Source organism: Nostoc sp. ChiVER01, assembly GCF_034531155.1.
Classification (GTDB): domain Bacteria; phylum Cyanobacteriota; class Cyanobacteriia; order Cyanobacteriales; family Nostocaceae; genus Nostoc.
Map to the genome: position 1 here is coordinate 198,063 of NZ_JAVRBS010000008.1, position 19,056 is coordinate 217,118.

Genomic DNA, 19,056 nt, shown 5'->3' on the forward strand with positions numbered 1-19,056 from the left:
CCTGACTTCTTTTAAACGTATTTCTTAAAGGCCAGTGTGACATTATGACCGCCAAACCCAAAAGAATTGGATATTGCTACCTCAACTTTTTGAGCGCGGCTATAGTTAGGCACGTAATCTAAGTCACACTCTGGATCGGGATTTTCCAGATTGATTGTCGGTGGAATTTGGTCATTAGCGATCGCCAGCACTGTTGCGACTGCTTCAATACCTCCAGAACCGCCCAATAAATGACCTGTCATAGATTTGGTGGAGCTAATTGCCACCTTATAGGCATGTTCTCCCAAAGCTTTTTTGATTGCTGAGGTTTCAGTTGAATCATTAGCTGGGGTACTAGTGCCGTGAGCATTAATATAGCTAATCTGTTCGGGAGTTATGTTGGCATCTTTGAGCGCTAGTTCGATTGCTCTAGCGGCTCCAAGTCCACCAGGGACGGGGGAAGTGATATGGTAAGCGTCACAGGTCATACCATAGCCGATCATTTCGGCATAAATGTGAGCGCCGCGACTGAGAGCGTGTTGCAGTTCTTCGAGAATTAAAATTCCTGAACCTTCACCCAAGACAAATCCATCGCGATCGCGATCAAACGGACGGCAAGCATGAGCCGGATCGTCATTGCGAAAAGAGAGGGCTTTGCAAGCGGCAAACCCAGCCATCGATAATGGTGTCACAGCAGACTCTGTTCCGCCGCAAATCATCGCCTGGGCATATCCCCCTTGAATTAAGCGAAAAGCATCGCCTACAGCGTTAGAGCCAGCAGCGCAGGCAGTTACTGGGCAGGAATTTGGCCCTTTAGCACCCGTGTGAATTGCCGTTAATCCTGCTGCCATATTGGCGATCATCATCGGTATCATGAATGGACTACAGCGATCGGGCCCACGGTTGAGGTAGATAGTTTGCTGGTCTTCTAATACCTTAATGCCACCAACGCCAGAACCGATCATGACACCTACCTGTTCTGCATTCAGTTCATTAATAACTAACTGCGCGTTAGCTAGAGCCTGTTTTGCTGCCGAAACCCCAAATTGGGCAAATCGATCCATGCGCTTGGCCTCTTTGCGCTCCAAGTAATCATGTGGATCGAAGTTTTTTACTTCACCAGCAATGCGGCAATCATGGCGAGACGCATCAAAAAATGTGATGCGGTCAATGCCATTACGTCCACTCAATAATCCATCCCAAAATTCTGTTGCTGTGTTACCGATAGGTGTAATCGCGCCAACACCAGTTACAACAACGCGTTTACGTGTATAATCTGTCATGATTCAGTTAAAGGTGGCGAAAAAGCAGCAGGCATTAAATAGTACTGAGTTTCTAGTCCTGAGTTCTGAGTTTTGGAAGCGCCTAAAGATGAAGAGAACTCCAAACTTTTGCCTCCGAAAACTCTAATTCCTAAACTCTGTACAGACAAGGGTTAATCGCATCTCTCAGCACTCAGTGAAAAGTCAAAGCAGTGGTTTTTGCCTAGATACCCAGAGGGGGCATGGCATTGCCATCTAAACTTCAAAGACTCAAAACAAGTTTTAAGCTGATGCGGCAACTTTGTTATTGATGTAATCTACTGCGTCTTGAACCGTTAAAATCTGCTCGGCAGCTTCGTCGGGAATTTCAATATCAAATTCTTCTTCCAAGGCCATCACCAGTTCAACGGTATCCAGGGAATCAGCGTTGAGATCCTCCATAAATTTGGACTGGGGAGTGATTTTGGTCTTATCTTCAACACTCAGTTGCTCGGCGACGATATCCTTGACCTTATCAAAAATTTCCGTTTGGCTCATAAATAATAAAAGTCCTTAACCAGTTGCTAGGTTCTGCTCTTTACGGGAAACATTGTTTTGAGCATATACATCTTATCGTCAAGCGCGATCGCCCGTATACTACCAAGGATTTTTCTGTTAGAAAATCCTTCCTTTTCTTCAAAATAAGCGGGTAAGTTTTCTTAGAATTGGGTATAGGAGCGGACTATGCCATTGCCAACAGGATGTAAATGTTTCGGTTGTCCAATTATTACTAACTTTTTTTACAATGTCTCGGTCAGTATTTACAGCCTTGCTAGCAATCAAAATATATAGACGCTGAGGCTTTGAACCTAGACGGTTAAAGAGACACTGAACGTCAAACATACCTAGCTTAAGTGCTAACAAGGAATAATAAAACAGTTATTGTTTTAGAGCGATCGCTCTAACCCAAACATACCTCTATGCTATCTCAGACACTTAAATATGCTTACTTCCCCGGTTGTGTTGCCCAAGGAGCCTGTCGGGAACTTTACCAGTCAACTCAAGCACTTACCCAAGCACTGGGTATTGAACTGGTTGAACTTAAAAAAGCTGCTTGCTGCGGTTCTGGCACATTTAAAGAAGATTCTAAACTGCTAGAAGATACAGTCAACGCCAGAAATATTGCCCTAGCAGAAGAATTAAATTTGCCCTTACTTACCCATTGCAGCACTTGTCAAGGTGTTATCGGTCATGTGAACGAACACCTGAAAGAATGCCAAACAAATGACCCTGCTTACATTCAACAAGTTAATGGCTTGCTGAATAAAGAAGGCTGTTCGCCTTATCGCGGCACTACCGATGTTAAACATCTTCTTTACGCCTTGGTAACAGATTACGGTTTAGAGGAAATTACTAAACGTGTCACCCGGAAGTTAACTGGATTAAAATGTGCGGCTTTTTATGGCTGTTATCTTCTCCGCGCCCAAAAGTCCATGCCCTATGATGACCCGTTCAAACCGGAAGCGATGGAAAATATGTTTCGGGCGGTGGGTGCGACACCAATTTATTACCGAGGCCGGACACAATGTTGTGGTTGGCCCCTTGCTAGTTATGCCACTACCCAATCTTTCAAGATGGCGGGGATGCATATTCAGGATGCTTTGACATCTGGTGCTGACTGTATAGTTACACCTTGTCCTTTGTGCCACTTGAATTTAGATTCGCGTCAGCCAGAGGTGGAAAAGGTGATTGAGCAAAAGTTAGGTTTACCAGTGTTGCATTTACCCCAGTTGATTGCTTTGGCACTTGGGGTTAGTCCAAAAGAACTGGGTTTAGAACGCCACGTTGTTTCTACCAAGCCAGTGCTAGATAAATTAGGATTTTAGTATGTAGATATACCTTAGAGCCTGTTTGAAAAGTATTTTACTGTGACTTTAAATACTGTTAGATAGATCCCCCCTTAATCCCCCTTTTCCAAGGGGGGAAACAGAAAATCTAGTTCCCTCCCCAATATATCAGGGAGGGTTAGGGTGGGGTAAAAATAACGCTTAAACCCAGATGAGTAAGCTATTTCAGACTTGTGTCTACACCGTAGCTAAAAAGGGGGGAACCGGAATCAAACAAAGTCCCCCAATTTATCGGGGGATTTAGGGGGATGTAAACGATAGTGTTAAATGCGAGGATTAATTGACTGAGATTGATTTGACTTCAATTTGCGATCGCCCATTAGTGTGATGCGCCAGAGCCGCCATTCCATGTTCTGAGGCCCGCAGTTCTTGATCGGATATTTCTGGCTCTTTAATATAGACCGAACTCACTAAGATATTCAAGACTCCACTTTCTTCAGCCTGACGGACAGCGCGATGCGTAATTAATTCACCCACATTCAAAATCACATTGTCTTGTGGATCGAGAATGACGCGGGTAACTGGACGACCCAGTGCTTGTTCAATTCGTTGCTTCTTCAGCGCCCGTGTGCTGCGTCCTTGTAACTTTTCTGCCTGATCTTTCAAAGCTTGCCAGAAAGTGTTGAGGTTCTTTTGGGCAACGCTTGCTTGATCGCGCAGTTGAACTTTGGTTTCTAACCATGTGTCACTTGCGCTAGAACTAACTGCACTTACCACAGCCAGACCAGCAGCATTTAGTAATTCTGCTTCTTTACGGTAAGTTTGGGCACGAGCAAGGACGGATTCAGTTACAATTTGCCCAGATGCTGCAATAATTAAGCCATCGTCAGCACGCACTGTTTGCAAGACTCTACGCCCTTTTGCCTGCTGGATCGCCACATATTCTGTTAGCCCATCAACCGATTGACGCAAGTTGGCAGCAACGCTATGAGTTGCGCTCTGAATTTGATTACCAGTAGATTCTGTTGCTGCTTTCAAATTGCGGCTAATGTTTGCAGTCAAACTGCCACCCGTAGCTCGATAGAGTTCATCGAGGATACTCATGCGATCGGCAGCTTCTGCGTCAACTAGTGTGACTTCTTGCCCCTGTAGTAGTAGTACATTACCGTCTGGAGTTAGCACATCCCACTCAACATGCTTGCCAATCACGTATATTTTTTGCTCCGCAGGGTCAACCAGATTGTTTGTCAGGGAGGCAAATGCATCTCGATTGAGGTCTTGTAGTTTGCTGCTAGTTACATCAGTTGCAGCTTGCAGTTGCTCACCTGCATTATCGCTTACTGACTGTAACCTGCGGTTTACATTCTCTACTGAGTTTTGTATATGCTCACCTGCTGACTGGCTGGCTTTTTGTAGTCTGCGGTTAGCCATTTGGGCCGATTCTTGCAAGCTCTCTTCAGTTGCTTGGACGGCTCCCCGGATACCACCGACCTGTTCTTCCATCATCTGAGCAGTTTGTGGAGGCACAAAGGCAACATCGTAACCAATTGTCAGCGTTTCGGGAGCGGGAACGAACGATCGCCCAGAATAAGCATCTGCAAATACACCGCCAGAAACTTCGTATCCTTCCACCAGTCCACTGTGTTCATCGAAGAACAAATCAACTAATCCACCAAGGTCGAGTCCCTCAGTGGTTAGAATTCTCGTTCCTTTTAGGATCATATTCTGGTGCAGAATCTCTTTAATTGCAGGTACACGATGTGCCTTAACAACAGATTTTTTCGATTTAACGACGAGCGCATCTAACCCGATCGCTTGCACTTCTTCCAATGGAATGACTTTAGCATCCCGAAATAGTCCCTTTTCTTCAACCAGGAAACCCAAAAGTTGATTATGTTTTTGATCAAAAATTAAATCTATAATTCGCTCAATTTTCTTACCATTGTCGTATGTGACGACTACTTTATCGATAACATCACTACCTTTACGCATTTATCTATTCCTTATAGGTTTTATTTATTCGGTTGTCCGGTAACTTGTTCGTTAGTTGGCTGAATTTTTAGCTGAAAATACCGTCCCTCTCTGCCAAAACCAGGGACAATATCAATAACGCCAAAGTATTCGAGAAATATCCCAAAGATAGCGACAAGGGTGATGAGAACGGTGATGTTTGCTCCAGTATTAGAGCGCTGTCCTACAAGCCTGGGCATTTTTTACCTCTTATTTCTTGTTTTTTATCGTGAACCTTGCTATAAAAATCATGCATCTTTATTTATATCATTATTAGTTATCCGTACATATATACCTTTCGGAATATGGTATTTACCAGTTTACTCTTCAAAAAGATGTTTCTAAAAGTACATGTATTTGCTATCTATTAGCCAAACTTTTTTGAAAAATAAATATATTTTTATTTATATCTTTAATAATATTTAAATTGTAATAGTCTAATGATAACTTTGGTTAATATGTTTTATGAATTATAGAAATCCGGTTAGGAACTGAACTAGTAAAAATTGGTTCTTCTCCTGATGTTAAATCTTATAGAGTCATTAATTTTTGCTGACTATTTATTTACAACTAAAGGAGTTGGTAAAGGTACAGGATTAGGATTAGCGATCGCTCGTCAAATTGTGGTAGAAAAACACGGTGGTCAACTTGTTGTGGAGTCTGGAGTCGGTGACGCAATTTGCGATCGCCATTCCTATTTAGAATTTACAAAACCCTTTGGTAGGGAATTGTGAATTCCCATTCCCAAATTTTATTGATTAATCATTGCTATTTTTAGATTTACGTTGCAATTGCTTTAGCGATTGATACATATCTGGCAGGCGACTATAAACAGCACATACCTTGAGATATAGTTTGTAAGGAATGGCTGGAGATCCGCAGATAACTTCTCCTGATGCAACATCGCTGTGAATTCCAGTTTGAGCAGATGTCATTGCCCCATCTCCAATCTTTACTTGATTGGCTATTCCTGTTTGTCCAGCTAAAATAACGCGATTTCCCAGTTTAACACCTCCCGCCATGCCAACCTGACCTGCGATCGCACAGCCAGAACCGATTTGGCAACCGTGACCTATTTGCACTAAGTTATCAATTACTGTATTGCGACCGACCCGTGTTTCTCCAACAGCTGGGCGGTCAATTGCACTATTGCAGCCAACTTCCACGCCATCTTCTAAAACTGTATAGCCGGATTGTTCCATTTTTAACCAACCAGTCCGGGTAGGAACAAAACCAAAGCCTTCTGCGCCGATGACAGCACCACTGTGAATCACACAATCTGCACCAATGTGGGTGCGTTCGTGGATGGTACAGTTAGCGTGTAAGGTGGTGCGATCGCCTATTTTGGCATCTGGATAAATCACCACATTAGGATGGATAATTGCGCCATCGCCAATTTCCACCCCTTGTTGAATCACAGCATGGGGGCCAATGTAAACATCATTCCCAACTTTTGCCGTAGAGTGAATCACAGCAGTGGGATGAATTTCTGGGATAGGGCGATATGGTTGGTAAAAAAGTGCGATCGCTTTGGCAAACAACAGTCGCGGATCTGGGGTTGCTAGCCAGACAATACCGCTCTCCTGTGCAAGCACCTGTAATTTTTCGTCTTGAGGCAAAATTAAAGCACTAGCATTGGTCTTAGCAACAAAAGACCCAAATTTTGCCCCTTCCACGTAGCTGAGACTACCAGTGGTAGCTTCATCAATAGCTGCTACTCCGGTAATTTCTGGGTCATGGTCTGGGTTGCTCGTCAGGCTATGATTGGTAGCGGCATTACCAAATTGGCGGAGAATTTCGCTGAATTTCATTGTTGGGTGTATTCAAAATTATCTACAAAGGCAAGACAATTTTCCCATTACGGATTACGAATTAGTAATTATTTTGCAGTAGTTCTTGATGGAGTCATTTCCCAGGTGTCAACTTAAGCTAGAAATCGCTTGTTGACTTCCACGCTCGCCCAGAAATAAATTTCAGGGCTAATAGCCCAAGTCTACTGAAGTAGACTAAAGATTTTTCAGATTATTTAGTCATTAAAAGAAGACTTAAGCTATTAGCAAGGAACTTCAGTTCCTGGTGTGACATAAGTTTTACATTAAGTTGACACGCATGGTCATTTCCCCCTGCCCCCTGCCTCTTCGCTCCTCCCTAAGCGGAACTAGTCGCTAGTTGCCATTGCTATGCCTGCTAAATACCCGGTTGTCCAAGCACTTTGGAAGTTAAACCCACCGGTAACGCCATCAATATCTAAGATTTCTCCGGCAAAATAAAGACCAGGAACTAACCTACTTTCCATCGTCTTAAAGTTGACTTCTTTAAGGTTGACACCGCCACAGGTAACAAATTCTTCTTTAAAGGCTCCTTTGCCGTTAATTAAGTATTGCCCCTGAGTCAGTTCTTGCACCAGTTTATTTAAGGTTTTACTAGATATTTCTGCCCAACGGTCTTCTGTGGTAATGCCTGCACGGGCAATGATATATTGCCACAGACGATGGGGTAGATCGACGCCGCGATGCAATGCGATCGCTTTCTTTCCCCATTCATCCTTAACTGCTAAAATTTTTTCTCGCACTTGTTCTTGGTGCAAATCAGGCAGCCAATTAATCAATAATGTGGCTTGATAGCGTTTTTCATGCAGAACTCTTGCACCCCAAGCAGAAAGCTTCAGAACTGCGGGACCACTCAAACCCCAGTGAGTAATTAGCAATGGGCCAGTTTGTTGTAATTGGGATTTTCTATCCCCAGATAACCGCAATTGCACAGGGTTAACGCTAACTCCAGCTAGAGCTTGTAATTGAAGATCAGCAATATTGAAGGTAAATAAAGAGGGTGCTGGCGGTTCTATTTGATGACCTAACTCTTTGACAATTTTATAACCGATAAGGCTACTGCCGGTCGCAAGAAGTAGGCGATCGCATTTAATCTGCTCTCCCGATTTCAGAAGGATATCAAACCCGCCATCTGCTGCGGTCACTGAAGTTACGTGTGTACCGATACGGAGTTTTACCCCAGATGTCGCCACCGCTCTAATCAGACATTCCACAATGGTTTCTGAAGTGTTGGTGACAGGAAACATCCGGCCATCGGCTTCAGTTTTTAGATAGACTCCAGCAGCAGCAAACCAAGCTACTGTGTCTTGAGGCCCAAACCGAGTCAAAGCACCCCGCAAAGCTTTTGCACCTCTGGGGTAATTTTGCACCAACTCTTCAGGCAAAAAGCAAGCGTGAGTAACGTTGCAGCGTCCGCCACCAGAAATTAACACTTTCGCTAGGGGTTGGCGACTGGCTTCAAGTAAAGTAACTTGGGCATCAGGATTGGCTTTAGCACAAGCGATCGCACCAAAAAATCCTGCTGCCCCACCCCCAATAACTACGATTCGTAACGGTAGCAAGTTCTAAAATTTCTCAATAGCACGTACTCTACTAGGCTAGCGGTTATCTTCACTATTCAACTACTTCAAATTGATCTTTGGTGGCCCCGCAAGTCGGACATACCCAATCATCTGGTATATCTTCAAAGGCTGTCCCTGGCGCTATATCGCTATCTGGATCGCCTACTTCTGGGTCATATTCATAAGCGCAAACAGTACATATATACTTTGCCATATTCCTTTCCCTTAGTAAATTGTTGGCATTGCTTCAGTATTAAATACTTCTGGTAGTTAGTCAAAATAGGCTTAGTCATCAGTCCAAAAGAAACCACACTACCCAATAGCAGAGCTACGGGCATCCTTGGGACATGGTTTAAATCAGTTCGATATCATTAGTTTTTTTGCCCAGGAGTGGCGCGGTATTTACCAAAAACTCTTGTATCTTATACAAATGACCAATGACCAATGACAAATGACTAAAAACGCCACCAAGTTCTTTGAACGTAACTGATAATCGCGATCGCGATCGCCCCTAGTAGCAGTAGCAAAATTATTCCACCTGGAATAAAAGTGAGAATACCAAAACCTCTCAGTACCCAAACGGCTACACTGATGCCTAAAAGGATACCAAAAATCTGGATTAATCGACGATTTAAAGAAGATTGGCTCACCTAATTTTCCTCTCAACTCAACAGAGATTACACTTGATATTGATAATAAAATATGAAATTACGATGAAGTTGCAGTTTCATCAGAAATAACACGTAAAAATAGAGATATACTATCCAAACGTTGGGGTAAAATACTTGATATTCGGTCGTATTTGTGCCATTCTAGCTGTTAAAAACTTAAGTTTTTAATTTATAAATATCCTTGTTATAAACTTTACTTAAATATTAATTGTGTTAATTGTGATAATAACTACAGTTTTTCCAGTAATATAACTGAAATAATAACCAAAAAATTGCCGTTTCTGGAAAGAATAGGCATTACACTGGAACTAAAATTTAGTGAGTTGGAATCTAAATCAAGTTTTATGCTTGTAGTTTCAACTCCATTTAGGTGGATGAGTTGAGGAGTAACTAAAATCATTATGTCTGCGTCTCATATCTCAGACTCAATTATTGCAGGTTCAGATATGGCTTGGAATCAAGACAAGCAAAAGTTGCTGGTACAGGGTGAAATTTTAATAGAAACACGATCGCACAAAACCTGGGGTGGCGCAGTGACAGCCTGGATGTATGTGCCGATGGTGCGATCGCAAGTCTGGCAACAATTAACTGATTATCCTCGGTGGGTGCAATATTTTCCTGATATCACTAAAAGCGAGATATTACACAAAGGGGAAGTCAAACGCCTATATCAAGCAGCACAAAAAGCCTTTTTCTTTTTCACAGCTCAAGTCGAAATTTACCTCAACGTTGTAGAAGTGCTGGGGCAACAAGTCCAATTTCGCATGGAAAAAGGGACTTTTGAGGATTTTAACGCTCATTTAGAACTAAAAGATTGCGGTAATGGGACGTTGCTTGCTTATACTGTGCAAGCTACACCTCTGATTCCAATTCCATCAATTTTCATTCAACAAGCAATGAATTTTGAGTTGCCTGCAAATATGCGTAAAATGCGACAAGTACTTTGTAAGGGTCAAAATAATTCGTAATACTCGCCAAGGGCGAGAAGCAAGCTACGTAATCCGTAATTCGTAATTATTACCCTACGAATGTTTCACAAAAAAACGCCAAGACGCTCTTGCTTGACTTGGCGTTTTAGCGTGAGATGATCTTTAACGAACAGGCAACGGGAAACGGGGCATAGACAAGAGGACTTGGGGATAAGGGAAAAGACTTGTTTCAAGTTCTCACCTCTTGTCCCCTTGTCCCCTTGTCCCCTTGTCCCTGCCTCTTTCTCAATTAGCTGGTAAATACCTCAGCAGGTAAGCGACTAAAGGAAAGACGCTCATTTTGCACATCTACAAAGATGGTGTTGCCATCGGTAAATTCACCGCGCAAGATGGCTTTAGCGATTTGAGTTTCTAACTCTCGCTGAATCGCTCGCTTCAGTGGACGTGCCCCATAAACTGGGTCATACCCTACTTCGGCTAAAAAGTCAAGTGCAGCATCCGAGAGCTTGAGGGATATTTTGCGATCGCTCAATCTTTGCCGCAATCTTTCCACTTGCAATAGCACAATATGGCGCAATTCTTTCTTATCTAAACCGTGGAAGATGATGATTTCGTCAAGTCGGTTGAGAAACTCTGGACGGAAACTATTTCGCATTGCTTCCATGACTCTACGGCGCATTTCGTCGTAGTGGGTGTTATCTCCGGCGACATCAAGAATGTACTGCGAACCGATGTTGCTAGTCATGATGATAATAGCGTTTTTGAAGTCTACCTTATGACCTTGGGCATCAGTGACGCGACCATCATCAAGAATTTGCAAGAAGATATTAAATACATCGGGGTGTGCTTTCTCGATTTCATCGAAAAGAATCACTGAATAAGGACGGCGACGAATCGCTTCTGTAAGTTGTCCGCCTTCTTCGTAACCTACGTATCCTGGAGGCGCACCGATTAAACGAGAGACGGCGTGTTTCTCCATATACTCCGACATATCGATTCGCACCAGCGCGTCTTCGCTATCGAACATATACGCCGCCAGCGCCTTCGCCAACTCGGTTTTACCCACACCTGTAGGCCCAAGGAAAATAAAACTAGCAATGGGACGATTGGGATCAGCCAATCCAGCCCGCGATCGCTGAATTGCATCGGCTACAGCTGTGACTGCTTCTTCTTGTCCAACCACCCGACGGTGTAGTTCATCTTCTAAATGCAGCAGTTTTTCTTTCTCAGATTCCACTAACTTGCTGATGGGAATTCCTGTCCATTTAGAAATAATTTCGGCAATATCACCTTCTGTGACTTCTTCCCGTAATAGTGATTTACCGCTTCTTTGGGCGCTTGCCAATTCAGATTCTACTGTTTCCAATTGACGGTGCAAACTGGTTAAATTGCCATATTTCAACTCCGCAGCACGGTTAAGGTCGTAGTCGCGTTCTGCTTGCTGAATCTCTAAGTTAACCCGTTCAATCTCTTTCTTAACGGACTGAATTTTGTCAATGATATCTTTTTCAGACTGCCATTGAGTATTCAGCGTTTTTTGTTCTTCTTTAAGATCGGCAATTTCTTTTTCCAATCTTCCTAGACGTTCACGAGAAGCAGCATCGCTTTCCTTTTGCAGCGATAACTTCTCCATTTCCAATTGCAGAATCTTGCGATCAATTTCGTCGAGTTCTTCAGGTTTGGAGGTAATCTCCATTTTTAATCTCGCGGCGGCTTCGTCTACCAAGTCAATAGCTTTATCAGGGAGGAAGCGATCGCTAATATAACGACTCGACAATACGGCTGCTGCAACTAAAGCACTATCAGAAATTTTCACCCCGTGGTGGTTTTCATAACGTTCTCTCAACCCGCGCAGAATCGAAATACTATCTTCTACACTAGGCTGATCGACATAAACTTGCTGGAAACGTCTTTCTAATGCCGCATCTTTTTCAATATATTTGCGGTATTCATCTAGAGTTGTCGCCCCAATACAGCGCAGTTCGCCCCGCGCCAACATTGGTTTTAATAAGTTACCCGCATCCATCGCGCCTTGGGTTGCACCAGCGCCAACAACGGTGTGAATTTCATCAATAAATAAAACAATATTGCCACCAGATTCAGTAACTTCTTTTAATACTGCTTTCAGGCGTTCTTCAAATTCACCCCGGAATTTTGCCCCTGCAATCAAAGCACCCATATCTAAAGCGATTAGCTTGCGGTCTTTAAGGGATTGGGGAACATCACCTGCAATAATACGTTGTGCTAATCCTTCGGCGATCGCAGTTTTACCAACACCTGGTTCACCAATTAGCACAGGGTTATTCTTAGTACGGCGAGAGAGAATTTGCACAGTCCGACGAATCTCATCATCTCGCCCAATCACTGGATCGAGTTGACCTTTACGCGCAGCTTCTGTAAGGTCACGCCCGTATTTTTCCAGTGCTTCATATTTGCCTTCTGGATTTTGGTCGGTCACTTTTTGGCTCCCCCGAATTTGTTTAATAATATTTTTGAGTTTGCCTTCGTCTAAACCAAACTCTTGGAATAAAGCTTTGCCAAAGCGGTCATCTTTAGCGTAAGCCAGTAATAAGTGTTCAATTGAAATATATTCGTCTTGAAACTCTTTACGATATCCGTCTGCTCGATCTAGAAGTGTATCCAAGCTGCGTCCTAAGTAGACAGAACTGCTAGTACCAGATACTTTCGGCTGACGTTGAAAAAATTGTTCAGTGCGATCGCGCAGTTTTTGAAGATTAACACCCGCTTTAGTGAGAATCCCAGTTGCTAGACCATCTTGTTCTAGCAGCGCTTTCATCAGGTGTTCACTTTCAATTTGCTGTTGTTGATATTGTTTAACAATATCTGGGGTATGGGCGATCGCTTCCCAGGCTTTTTCTGTAAATTGGTTAGGATTAGTAGGTTGCATAGGCTTTTTCAGGAAAGTAAAGGCGCAGTGGTGAAGCAGCGCGGTCTTCTCCCAAGGGGAGACGCCAAGGGCGATAGCGCAGCGTTAGCCAGTCCGCGAGCGTCTGGGGGTTTCCCCCATGAGCAACTGCTGTTAGCGCAGTATTAGCGACGTTAGGAGCGTCACTCGGAGGGCTTGTTGCAGGCTAGCACCAGAACACCAAGTAAATAAAATTTCTGTTGTTAATAGATATTGTATGAAGAGCAGAGCGATCGCCTAGATCGGTGTTCACGTCTTGTAAAAGTCGTATTTTCCCGTAGTTGTGATTTCCCATCTGCAATTTTTGTTCATTGCCTAACAAACAGAGCAACTTACAGAATAAAAATTCGACGTGTCCCCATGTAATTCTCAATGTAAAGTACAATTTCAAGTAGGCGATTAACACAGAGATCCCGGTAGTCAGGGTCATTCAAAACTCGATTAGCATCTCCAATTGTGACAACCGGAAACGAAGTCGGCGTGTTTTCTTCCTGCAATACTTGCTCTAAAGAATCCTCTCCTTTCATTCTGCGATTCGCAGTGAGTAGGAGCATTTGATAAGCTTTGAGCAAATCTCCACACAACTCTGTCACTGCTATTAACTGATAGTGACATCTGTTCGAGAAGAACAAAGCGGATTGAAAACAAATCTTGCCAACCTTGATTTGTGATACTGCCTGACAAAAGCAGTGCGTGTCCCTCAAGATTATGATCAACAAGAAAAATCATGTCTGGGGTTCAAGTTTGGCTCTAAGTCTGGCTTTCTGCGCCTGAAGTTTTTCCCAAGCTGCTTCTCGTCCTGGTGGTGGCGGCATTTTGGCAATTTTCTCAACCAACTCACGATTCTGTTCTTCGTAGTACTGCCGCAGCTCTTCGGCTTCCTTGAGAACGAGTTTATACTCTGCTTCAACCTCTTGACGATATGTCTCAATGTAAGACAGAGCAGCATTAACTTGCTCATCCGTCAAGTGAAGCATGGCACGAATGAACTTTGGCGGATATTGCTGTGTCACATAGTCCATCACATCGTATAGAGTAATGCGCGTGCCTGCGATCGTCAGTCCTCTTTCTGTGCGAGTGATCATTGCTTTTTGATTAGATGCTGAAGTCATACCCCTTGCCTCTCAAAAGCTTTTCATATCTTACCTTAGTCATTTATCGAATTGATTTAAAGTTCTTCTACGTTGCTTCCAACATTCTCCTCTTGCCTCCACACAGAGTTACCATAATCCCAGGTCGCCTAGTGGATGCTGAAAATGATTGACCCCTACGACTTTGAAAATGATGACTTTGATTTTGAGGATGAAGATTTCTTGAAAATAAAACCCATCAGCCAAATGACTGAAGGGGAAAAGCTACAACGATTTAAGCGGTTCTTCGACAGCAGTAGCCGTGCCATGTTGCAAGACTGTCTATTTCGCATCGTCAATTACGAAGATGGTACGGGTACGTTAGAAATTCTTTGCCCTAATGAAGTCGTAAGACAACGCCTTTCCAAGAAAAAGCGCAAAATTACCAACAACATCAACACCTGCTGGAGCCATATTAGATGGTTTTCGCTATGTGTTCAGCAAGATAATGAGTTGCATTGCCACAAGTTTACCCGTAACGGCGATTTAGTGACATCTTAGCTGGAGAGTGGGGGATGAGGAACAGGGGAGGCAGAGGGAGCAAGAGTCGAATAACTAATACCCAATGCCCAATGACAAATGACTAATGACTAATAAAAAATGACTAAAAAACAGAAATTTCCTTACCTAGTTGGTTCTAAGTGGACGGCACAGCAACAAGTTGATGGCTGGCGCCACTTTCAAGTAGTAAATCGGAAAAATCAGGCTAACTGGGTTTACGCCGAAATGGTTGCTGCTTGCGATCCGAAAGTCCGTTTTTGGATAAATGCCAAATTATTACAAGATAACTCACAGTGGCAAGCTGGCTGGCAAACATTACAGGAAATCCACGGACTTGAAACAGAGGTGTCCTGATTCCTTTCTATAGCTCGACTGAAATAAATTTTAGGACTTACGCACACTCTCAAATTATTCTCTTAGCCCACGGAGGTGGGCTTTGTTTTGTGTAGCCGTGAATTCTATTGCCGTGGCTCTTGGAAAATATTTGACAATTTAATAATTTTTTACAAAATCAGAGTAACTTACTCTCAAGCAGCAATTAAATGCTTGTGACTACCGACTGAAAACTGGCAATTTATCTGCTATAGCTTTGGTGAGCTACGCTAACGCAAATTTCAGTAATATTTCCAGCATAAGGCTGCATATACTTCTCCTTAATCTTGACCCAGCGCCCCAATGCCTTGAAAACACGTTGTTCGACCATTAGCTAATTCTATGAAAAGCGTTCAAAAAAGCCAATTTTAGCTTTTTGTTTTTTGTAACTATTTTTATAAAAATAAGTAATAAAAATTGTTTATTTCTAGTTTTTAGAGCTAATAAAGCCTTTAAGTGCGATAAAAACCCAAATAAATCTAATTGTGAATTAATTCATCACATAAGACCGTTTTCCAAATTAAGAGCCACTTTCTTTTCTATGTAATTTGCCCAATAATGACATTCACAGACCTCACGCATCGCCATCTCAGGAAAGGTGAAGGCAAATGTTTGAGCCACAAGTTAGACAAGAAGCTATAAGAGGCAAATAAAAGTGAAACTAGCAGTCTACGGAAAAGGTGGTATCGGTAAATCCACAACTAGCTGTAACATATCAGTCGCCCTAGCTAAACGTGGCAAAAAAGTGCTGCAAATTGGTTGCGACCCCAAACATGACAGTACCTTTACCCTGACTGGGTTTTTGATTCCCACAATTATCGACACCCTCCAAGAAAAGGATTATCACTACGAAGATGTCTGGCCTGAAGATGTAATTTATAAAGGCTACGGCGGCGTGGATTGCGTAGAAGCTGGTGGGCCTCCTGCGGGTGCTGGATGCGGTGGATACGTAGTCGGTGAAACCGTAAAATTACTTAAAGAACTCAACGCCTTTGATGAGTACGATGTAATTCTCTTTGACGTTCTGGGTGACGTAGTTTGTGGTGGTTTTGCAGCACCACTCAACTATGCAGATTACTGCCTGATCGTTACAGACAACGGCTTTGATGCTTTGTTTGCGGCAAATCGGATTGCGGCTTCAGTCCGTGAAAAAGCACGAACTCACCCACTGCGTTTAGCTGGGTTAATTGGCAATCGCACCTCCAAGCGCGACTTGATCGAAAAATATATAGAAGCTGTGCCCATGCCAGTTCTAGAAGTTTTACCTTTAATTGAGGATATCCGTGTTTCTCGTGTAAAAGGTAAGACTTTGTTTGAGATGGCAGAGCAAGATCCTTCCCTAGACTACGTTTGCGACTACTATCTCAACATCGCCGACCAAATTCTAGCGCGTCCAGAAGGTGTTGTGCCTAATGACACACCAGATCGTGAGTTGTTCTCTTTGTTATCTGATTTTTATCTAAATCCGGGAAAACCCCAGGTTCCTAATTCAGAAGAGGAACTAGACTTGATGATTGTATAAATCACCAAGTTCTCAGGATGGGGGACAATAACATGGCATTCTTTCACAGCTTTACAGGCTCATTAAAGCAAAAGTGGTTGCAATTTTTCCAGAACAATCGGGACTGGATCACGCTGCACATGCAAGTAGAATCGGTATACACACCTGATGGCGGGAAGCGACCACCTTCTTACCTCATCCTGGGAGTTGTTAACGCCCTAGAGCCAAAACTAGCGCAGTTAATGTTGCCCTTTGCCAAACTCAATCCTGATGCTGATACCCTGATTGAAGTACTGGATTTGCATTTTGACCCAGATTTCGCTCTTGGTAATCGCTTTGCCAACCCAGAAGTAGAGAGATTTGTAGAAGAAGCAGCAGCTGTCATTGATGAAAAGCCTGAATATGAAACATTGGCACATTCTCATACAAATAGCTTTGCGGCGGTGGCGGTAATTCAAGAAGTCACAATTGGGGATTCTGAGGAGCAAAGCCTAGAACTCAGCGATTTACAGGAAACCGAAGATGCCTTTGGTGATATTTCATTATCAAACGGACACGACTCAAAAGAAGAGTCTCTCAAAACCTCTACTTTAGAAGCAGATGAGTTTGGGGACATGGGCTTCGGTACAACAGATGCAATGGAAATCAAGCTCGATGAAGACGAGGCGCTTGAAGATAGTCCACTAGATGAGAATGCGTTTAAAGACGTGTTGTCAGATGTCTGGAGTGATGAAACAGCTTTGCAAAAAAAAGCTGAAGAAAGTAACGATTTTTTAGGGGAAGAACTGCCAGCAGGCGTTTTTGATGAATCAGAAATTGCCCGTCTCTTCCCCAACGCTTAATTATTGCCGTTCCTCGCAATTTTAAGTTTTAAATTTGGGATTTTGGATGAGGAATTAGGGAAATTGTCGTCAGGCAAAGGATACTTTTGTTGTCCCAGTCTTCAATCCAAAATTATCAATCTAAAATCTAAAATTGGTTGACCTGCCATTAAATATCAAGGGGAGAAAAAACCAAAATGACTGTCGCTCAACAACCAGAAGCTTTAAGCTTTGAATGTGAAACTGGAAATTACCATACCTTTTGCCCAATTAGCTGCGTGGCGTGGTTATACCAAAAAATTGAAGATAGCTTCTTTTTGGTAATTGGGACAAAAACTTGTGGCTACTTCCTGCAAAATGCGATGGGGGTGATGATTTTTGCTGAACCCCGCTATGCAATGGCAGAGTTGGAAGAGGGCGATATTTCAGCACAGCTGAATGATTATGAAGAGTTAAAGCGGTTGTGCTTGCAAATTAAACGCGATCGCAATCCTAGTGTAATTGTCTGGATTGGCACTTGCACTACCGAAATTATCAAAACAGATTTGGAAGGTTTAGCACCAAAATTAGAATCTGAAATTGGGATTCCCATCGTTGTAGCGCGAGCAAATGGTCTAGATTACGCCTTTACCCAAGGGGAAGACACCGTATTAGCAGCAATGGCTAACCGTTGTCCTGATAAGGCTCCGGTGGCGGAAACAGAGAAAAGTGAACGTAATGCGATCGCTAAGTTGCTCAACTTCGGTAAGAAGAAAGAAGATGTCGCCCAAGATGAATCTGAATACGTAGATCATCCACCCTTAGTTCTCTTTGGCTCCCTTCCCGATCCCGTAGTTACTCAGTTAACCTTGGAACTGAAAAAACAAGGCATCAAAGTTTCCGGCTGGCTACCTGCGAAACGCTTCACTGAACTGCCAGTATTAGAAGAAGGGTATTATGTCGCTGGTGTCAACCCCTTCCTCAGCCGTACAGCTACCACCTTAATGCGCCGCCGCAAGTGTAAACTCATTGGCGCACCCTTCCCCATTGGCCCCGATGGAACCCGCGCTTGGATTGAGAAAATCTGCTCGGTGTTCGGTATTACTCCTAAGGGTTTAGATGAACGGGAAGCACAAATTTGGGCAGGCTTGGAAGATTACGTAAAACTGATTCGTGGCAAATCTGTATTCTTCATGGGTGATAACTTGCTGGAGATTTCCCAAGCAAGATTCTTAATCCGTTGTGGAATGACAGTTCACGAAATCGGCATTCCGTACATGGATAAGCGCTATCAAGCTGCTGAGTTGGCATTGCTGGAGAAAACTTGTCAGGAAATGAATTCACCTCTGCCAAAGATTGTAGAAAAGCCGGATAATTACAATCAACTTCAGCGAATTTATGAGTTGAAACCAGATTTGGTAATTACTGGTATGGCTCACGCTAACCCATTGGAAGCACGCGGTATTAATACAAAGTGGTCGGTGGAGTTCACTTTTGCTCAAATTCACGGCTTTACGAATGCGCGTGACATATTAGAGTTGGTGACTCGTCCGCTACGTCGGAATAATAATTTGAAAGATTTGGGTTGGGATAAGTTGGTGAGAGAAGAAGCGAAGATTTAGATTTGGGTTTGGATTGAGCAACAGCATAATACTATGTTATGGGCGAACTTTTGGGTTCGTCCTTTTTTTTACGTAGACCGCAAAGCGGCTTGCCGTAGGCTACCGCTCCAGGCATAGAGAACGCAGAGAAGAGGAG

The 19,056-nt window shown here is 43.2% G+C and carries 18 protein-coding genes and 1 pseudogene; 8 read left to right on the forward strand and 11 right to left on the reverse strand.

Features of this window, described 5'->3' with window-relative positions; translation table 11 throughout:
• Positions 1-11: 11 nt before the first annotated feature.
• The gene (gene fabF, locus RMY00_RS13440) at positions 12-1,262 is read right to left on the reverse strand and encodes a beta-ketoacyl-ACP synthase II (RefSeq protein ID WP_322648023.1); all 1,251 of its coding nucleotides are present in this window, start codon (positions 1,260-1,262) and stop codon (positions 12-14) included.
• Between the two features lie 261 nt (positions 1,263-1,523).
• Positions 1,524-1,778 (reverse strand): acyl carrier protein, encoded by a 255-nt coding sequence (acpP, locus tag RMY00_RS13445; protein WP_322648024.1) that lies wholly within the window; start codon positions 1,776-1,778, stop codon positions 1,524-1,526.
• 422 nt (positions 1,779-2,200) lie between these two features.
• Here acpP and RMY00_RS13450 point away from each other — a divergent pair, with 422 nt between their 5' ends.
• Positions 2,201-3,106 carry a CoB--CoM heterodisulfide reductase iron-sulfur subunit B family protein gene (locus RMY00_RS13450; protein ID WP_322648025.1) on the forward strand — a complete coding sequence of 302 codons (906 nt, stop codon included), beginning with the start codon at positions 2,201-2,203 and terminating at the stop codon, positions 3,104-3,106.
• A gap of 297 nt (positions 3,107-3,403) precedes the next feature.
• On the opposite strand, the gene RMY00_RS13455 is transcribed toward RMY00_RS13450, so the two are convergent.
• Complete coding sequence (locus tag RMY00_RS13455) at positions 3,404-5,059, reverse strand: PRC-barrel domain-containing protein (protein ID WP_322648026.1); 1,656 nt, start codon at positions 5,057-5,059, stop codon at positions 3,404-3,406.
• A gap of 20 nt (positions 5,060-5,079) precedes the next feature.
• Positions 5,080-5,277, reverse strand: coding sequence for a hypothetical protein (locus RMY00_RS13460; protein WP_322648027.1), 198 nt, complete (start codon positions 5,275-5,277; stop codon positions 5,080-5,082).
• Between the two features lie 321 nt (positions 5,278-5,598).
• On the opposite strand from RMY00_RS13460, the gene RMY00_RS13465 reads away from it, so the two are divergent.
• A complete protein-coding gene (locus tag RMY00_RS13465; RefSeq protein WP_322648028.1) occupies positions 5,599-5,811 on the forward strand; it encodes an ATP-binding protein in 213 nt (70 codons plus the stop codon).
• Between the two features lie 24 nt (positions 5,812-5,835).
• Here the strand turns inward: RMY00_RS13465 and lpxD are convergent, their stop codons facing one another.
• The 4 genes from lpxD to RMY00_RS13485 form a co-directional block, all read right to left on the reverse strand.
• Positions 5,836-6,888 carry a UDP-3-O-(3-hydroxymyristoyl)glucosamine N-acyltransferase gene (gene lpxD / locus RMY00_RS13470; protein ID WP_322648029.1) on the reverse strand — a complete coding sequence of 351 codons (1,053 nt, stop codon included), beginning with the start codon at positions 6,886-6,888 and terminating at the stop codon, positions 5,836-5,838.
• A 347-nt stretch (positions 6,889-7,235) separates the two neighbouring features.
• Positions 7,236-8,468 (reverse strand): NAD(P)/FAD-dependent oxidoreductase, encoded by a 1,233-nt coding sequence (locus RMY00_RS13475; RefSeq protein WP_322648030.1) that lies wholly within the window; start codon positions 8,466-8,468, stop codon positions 7,236-7,238.
• A 52-nt stretch (positions 8,469-8,520) separates the two neighbouring features.
• The gene (gene rd / locus RMY00_RS13480) at positions 8,521-8,682 is read right to left on the reverse strand and encodes a rubredoxin (protein WP_322648031.1); all 162 of its coding nucleotides are present in this window, start codon (positions 8,680-8,682) and stop codon (positions 8,521-8,523) included.
• Between the two features lie 241 nt (positions 8,683-8,923).
• On the reverse strand, positions 8,924-9,118 hold the full coding sequence (locus RMY00_RS13485) for a hypothetical protein (RefSeq protein ID WP_322648032.1): 195 nt from the start codon (positions 9,116-9,118) through the stop codon (positions 8,924-8,926).
• 422 nt (positions 9,119-9,540) lie between these two features.
• Between RMY00_RS13485 and RMY00_RS13490 the strand changes: the two genes are divergently transcribed.
• Positions 9,541-10,107, forward strand: a complete 567-nt coding sequence (locus tag RMY00_RS13490) for an SRPBCC family protein (protein WP_322648033.1) — start codon at positions 9,541-9,543, stop codon at positions 10,105-10,107.
• Between the two features lie 250 nt (positions 10,108-10,357).
• On the opposite strand, the gene clpB is transcribed toward RMY00_RS13490, so the two are convergent.
• The 3 genes and pseudogenes from clpB to RMY00_RS13505 all read right to left on the reverse strand — a co-directional run bounded on the left by clpB (position 10,358) and on the right by RMY00_RS13505 (position 14,106).
• Entirely contained in the window at positions 10,358-12,976 is a 2,619-nt protein-coding gene (gene clpB, locus RMY00_RS13495; protein WP_322648034.1) for an ATP-dependent chaperone ClpB, read from the reverse strand.
• Positions 12,977-13,326: 350 nt separating this feature from the next.
• A pseudogene (locus RMY00_RS13500) lies at positions 13,327-13,723 on the reverse strand (ACP S-malonyltransferase).
• On the reverse strand, positions 13,720-14,106 hold the full coding sequence (locus RMY00_RS13505; protein ID WP_322648035.1) for a DUF433 domain-containing protein: 387 nt from the start codon (positions 14,104-14,106) through the stop codon (positions 13,720-13,722). The pseudogene RMY00_RS13500 and the gene RMY00_RS13505 overlap by 4 nt, the downstream one beginning before the upstream one ends.
• 144 nt (positions 14,107-14,250) lie before the next feature.
• Here RMY00_RS13505 and RMY00_RS13510 point away from each other — a divergent pair, with 144 nt between their 5' ends.
• From RMY00_RS13510 to RMY00_RS13530, 5 genes are all read left to right on the forward strand, one after another.
• Positions 14,251-14,625, forward strand: coding sequence for a hypothetical protein (locus tag RMY00_RS13510; RefSeq protein ID WP_322648036.1), 375 nt, complete (start codon positions 14,251-14,253; stop codon positions 14,623-14,625).
• Positions 14,626-14,724: 99 nt separating this feature from the next.
• On the forward strand, positions 14,725-14,979 hold the full coding sequence (locus tag RMY00_RS13515; RefSeq protein WP_322648037.1) for a TIGR02450 family Trp-rich protein: 255 nt from the start codon (positions 14,725-14,727) through the stop codon (positions 14,977-14,979).
• A gap of 673 nt (positions 14,980-15,652) precedes the next feature.
• Entirely contained in the window at positions 15,653-16,519 is an 867-nt protein-coding gene (gene bchL, locus RMY00_RS13520; RefSeq protein ID WP_012410753.1) for a ferredoxin:protochlorophyllide reductase (ATP-dependent) iron-sulfur ATP-binding protein, read from the forward strand.
• A 32-nt stretch (positions 16,520-16,551) separates the two neighbouring features.
• Positions 16,552-17,340, forward strand: a complete 789-nt coding sequence (locus tag RMY00_RS13525) for a DUF5331 domain-containing protein (protein WP_322648038.1) — start codon at positions 16,552-16,554, stop codon at positions 17,338-17,340.
• A gap of 176 nt (positions 17,341-17,516) precedes the next feature.
• Positions 17,517-18,920, forward strand: coding sequence for a ferredoxin:protochlorophyllide reductase (ATP-dependent) subunit N (locus tag RMY00_RS13530; RefSeq protein ID WP_322648039.1), 1,404 nt, complete (start codon positions 17,517-17,519; stop codon positions 18,918-18,920).
• Positions 18,921-19,056 lie beyond the last annotated feature (136 nt).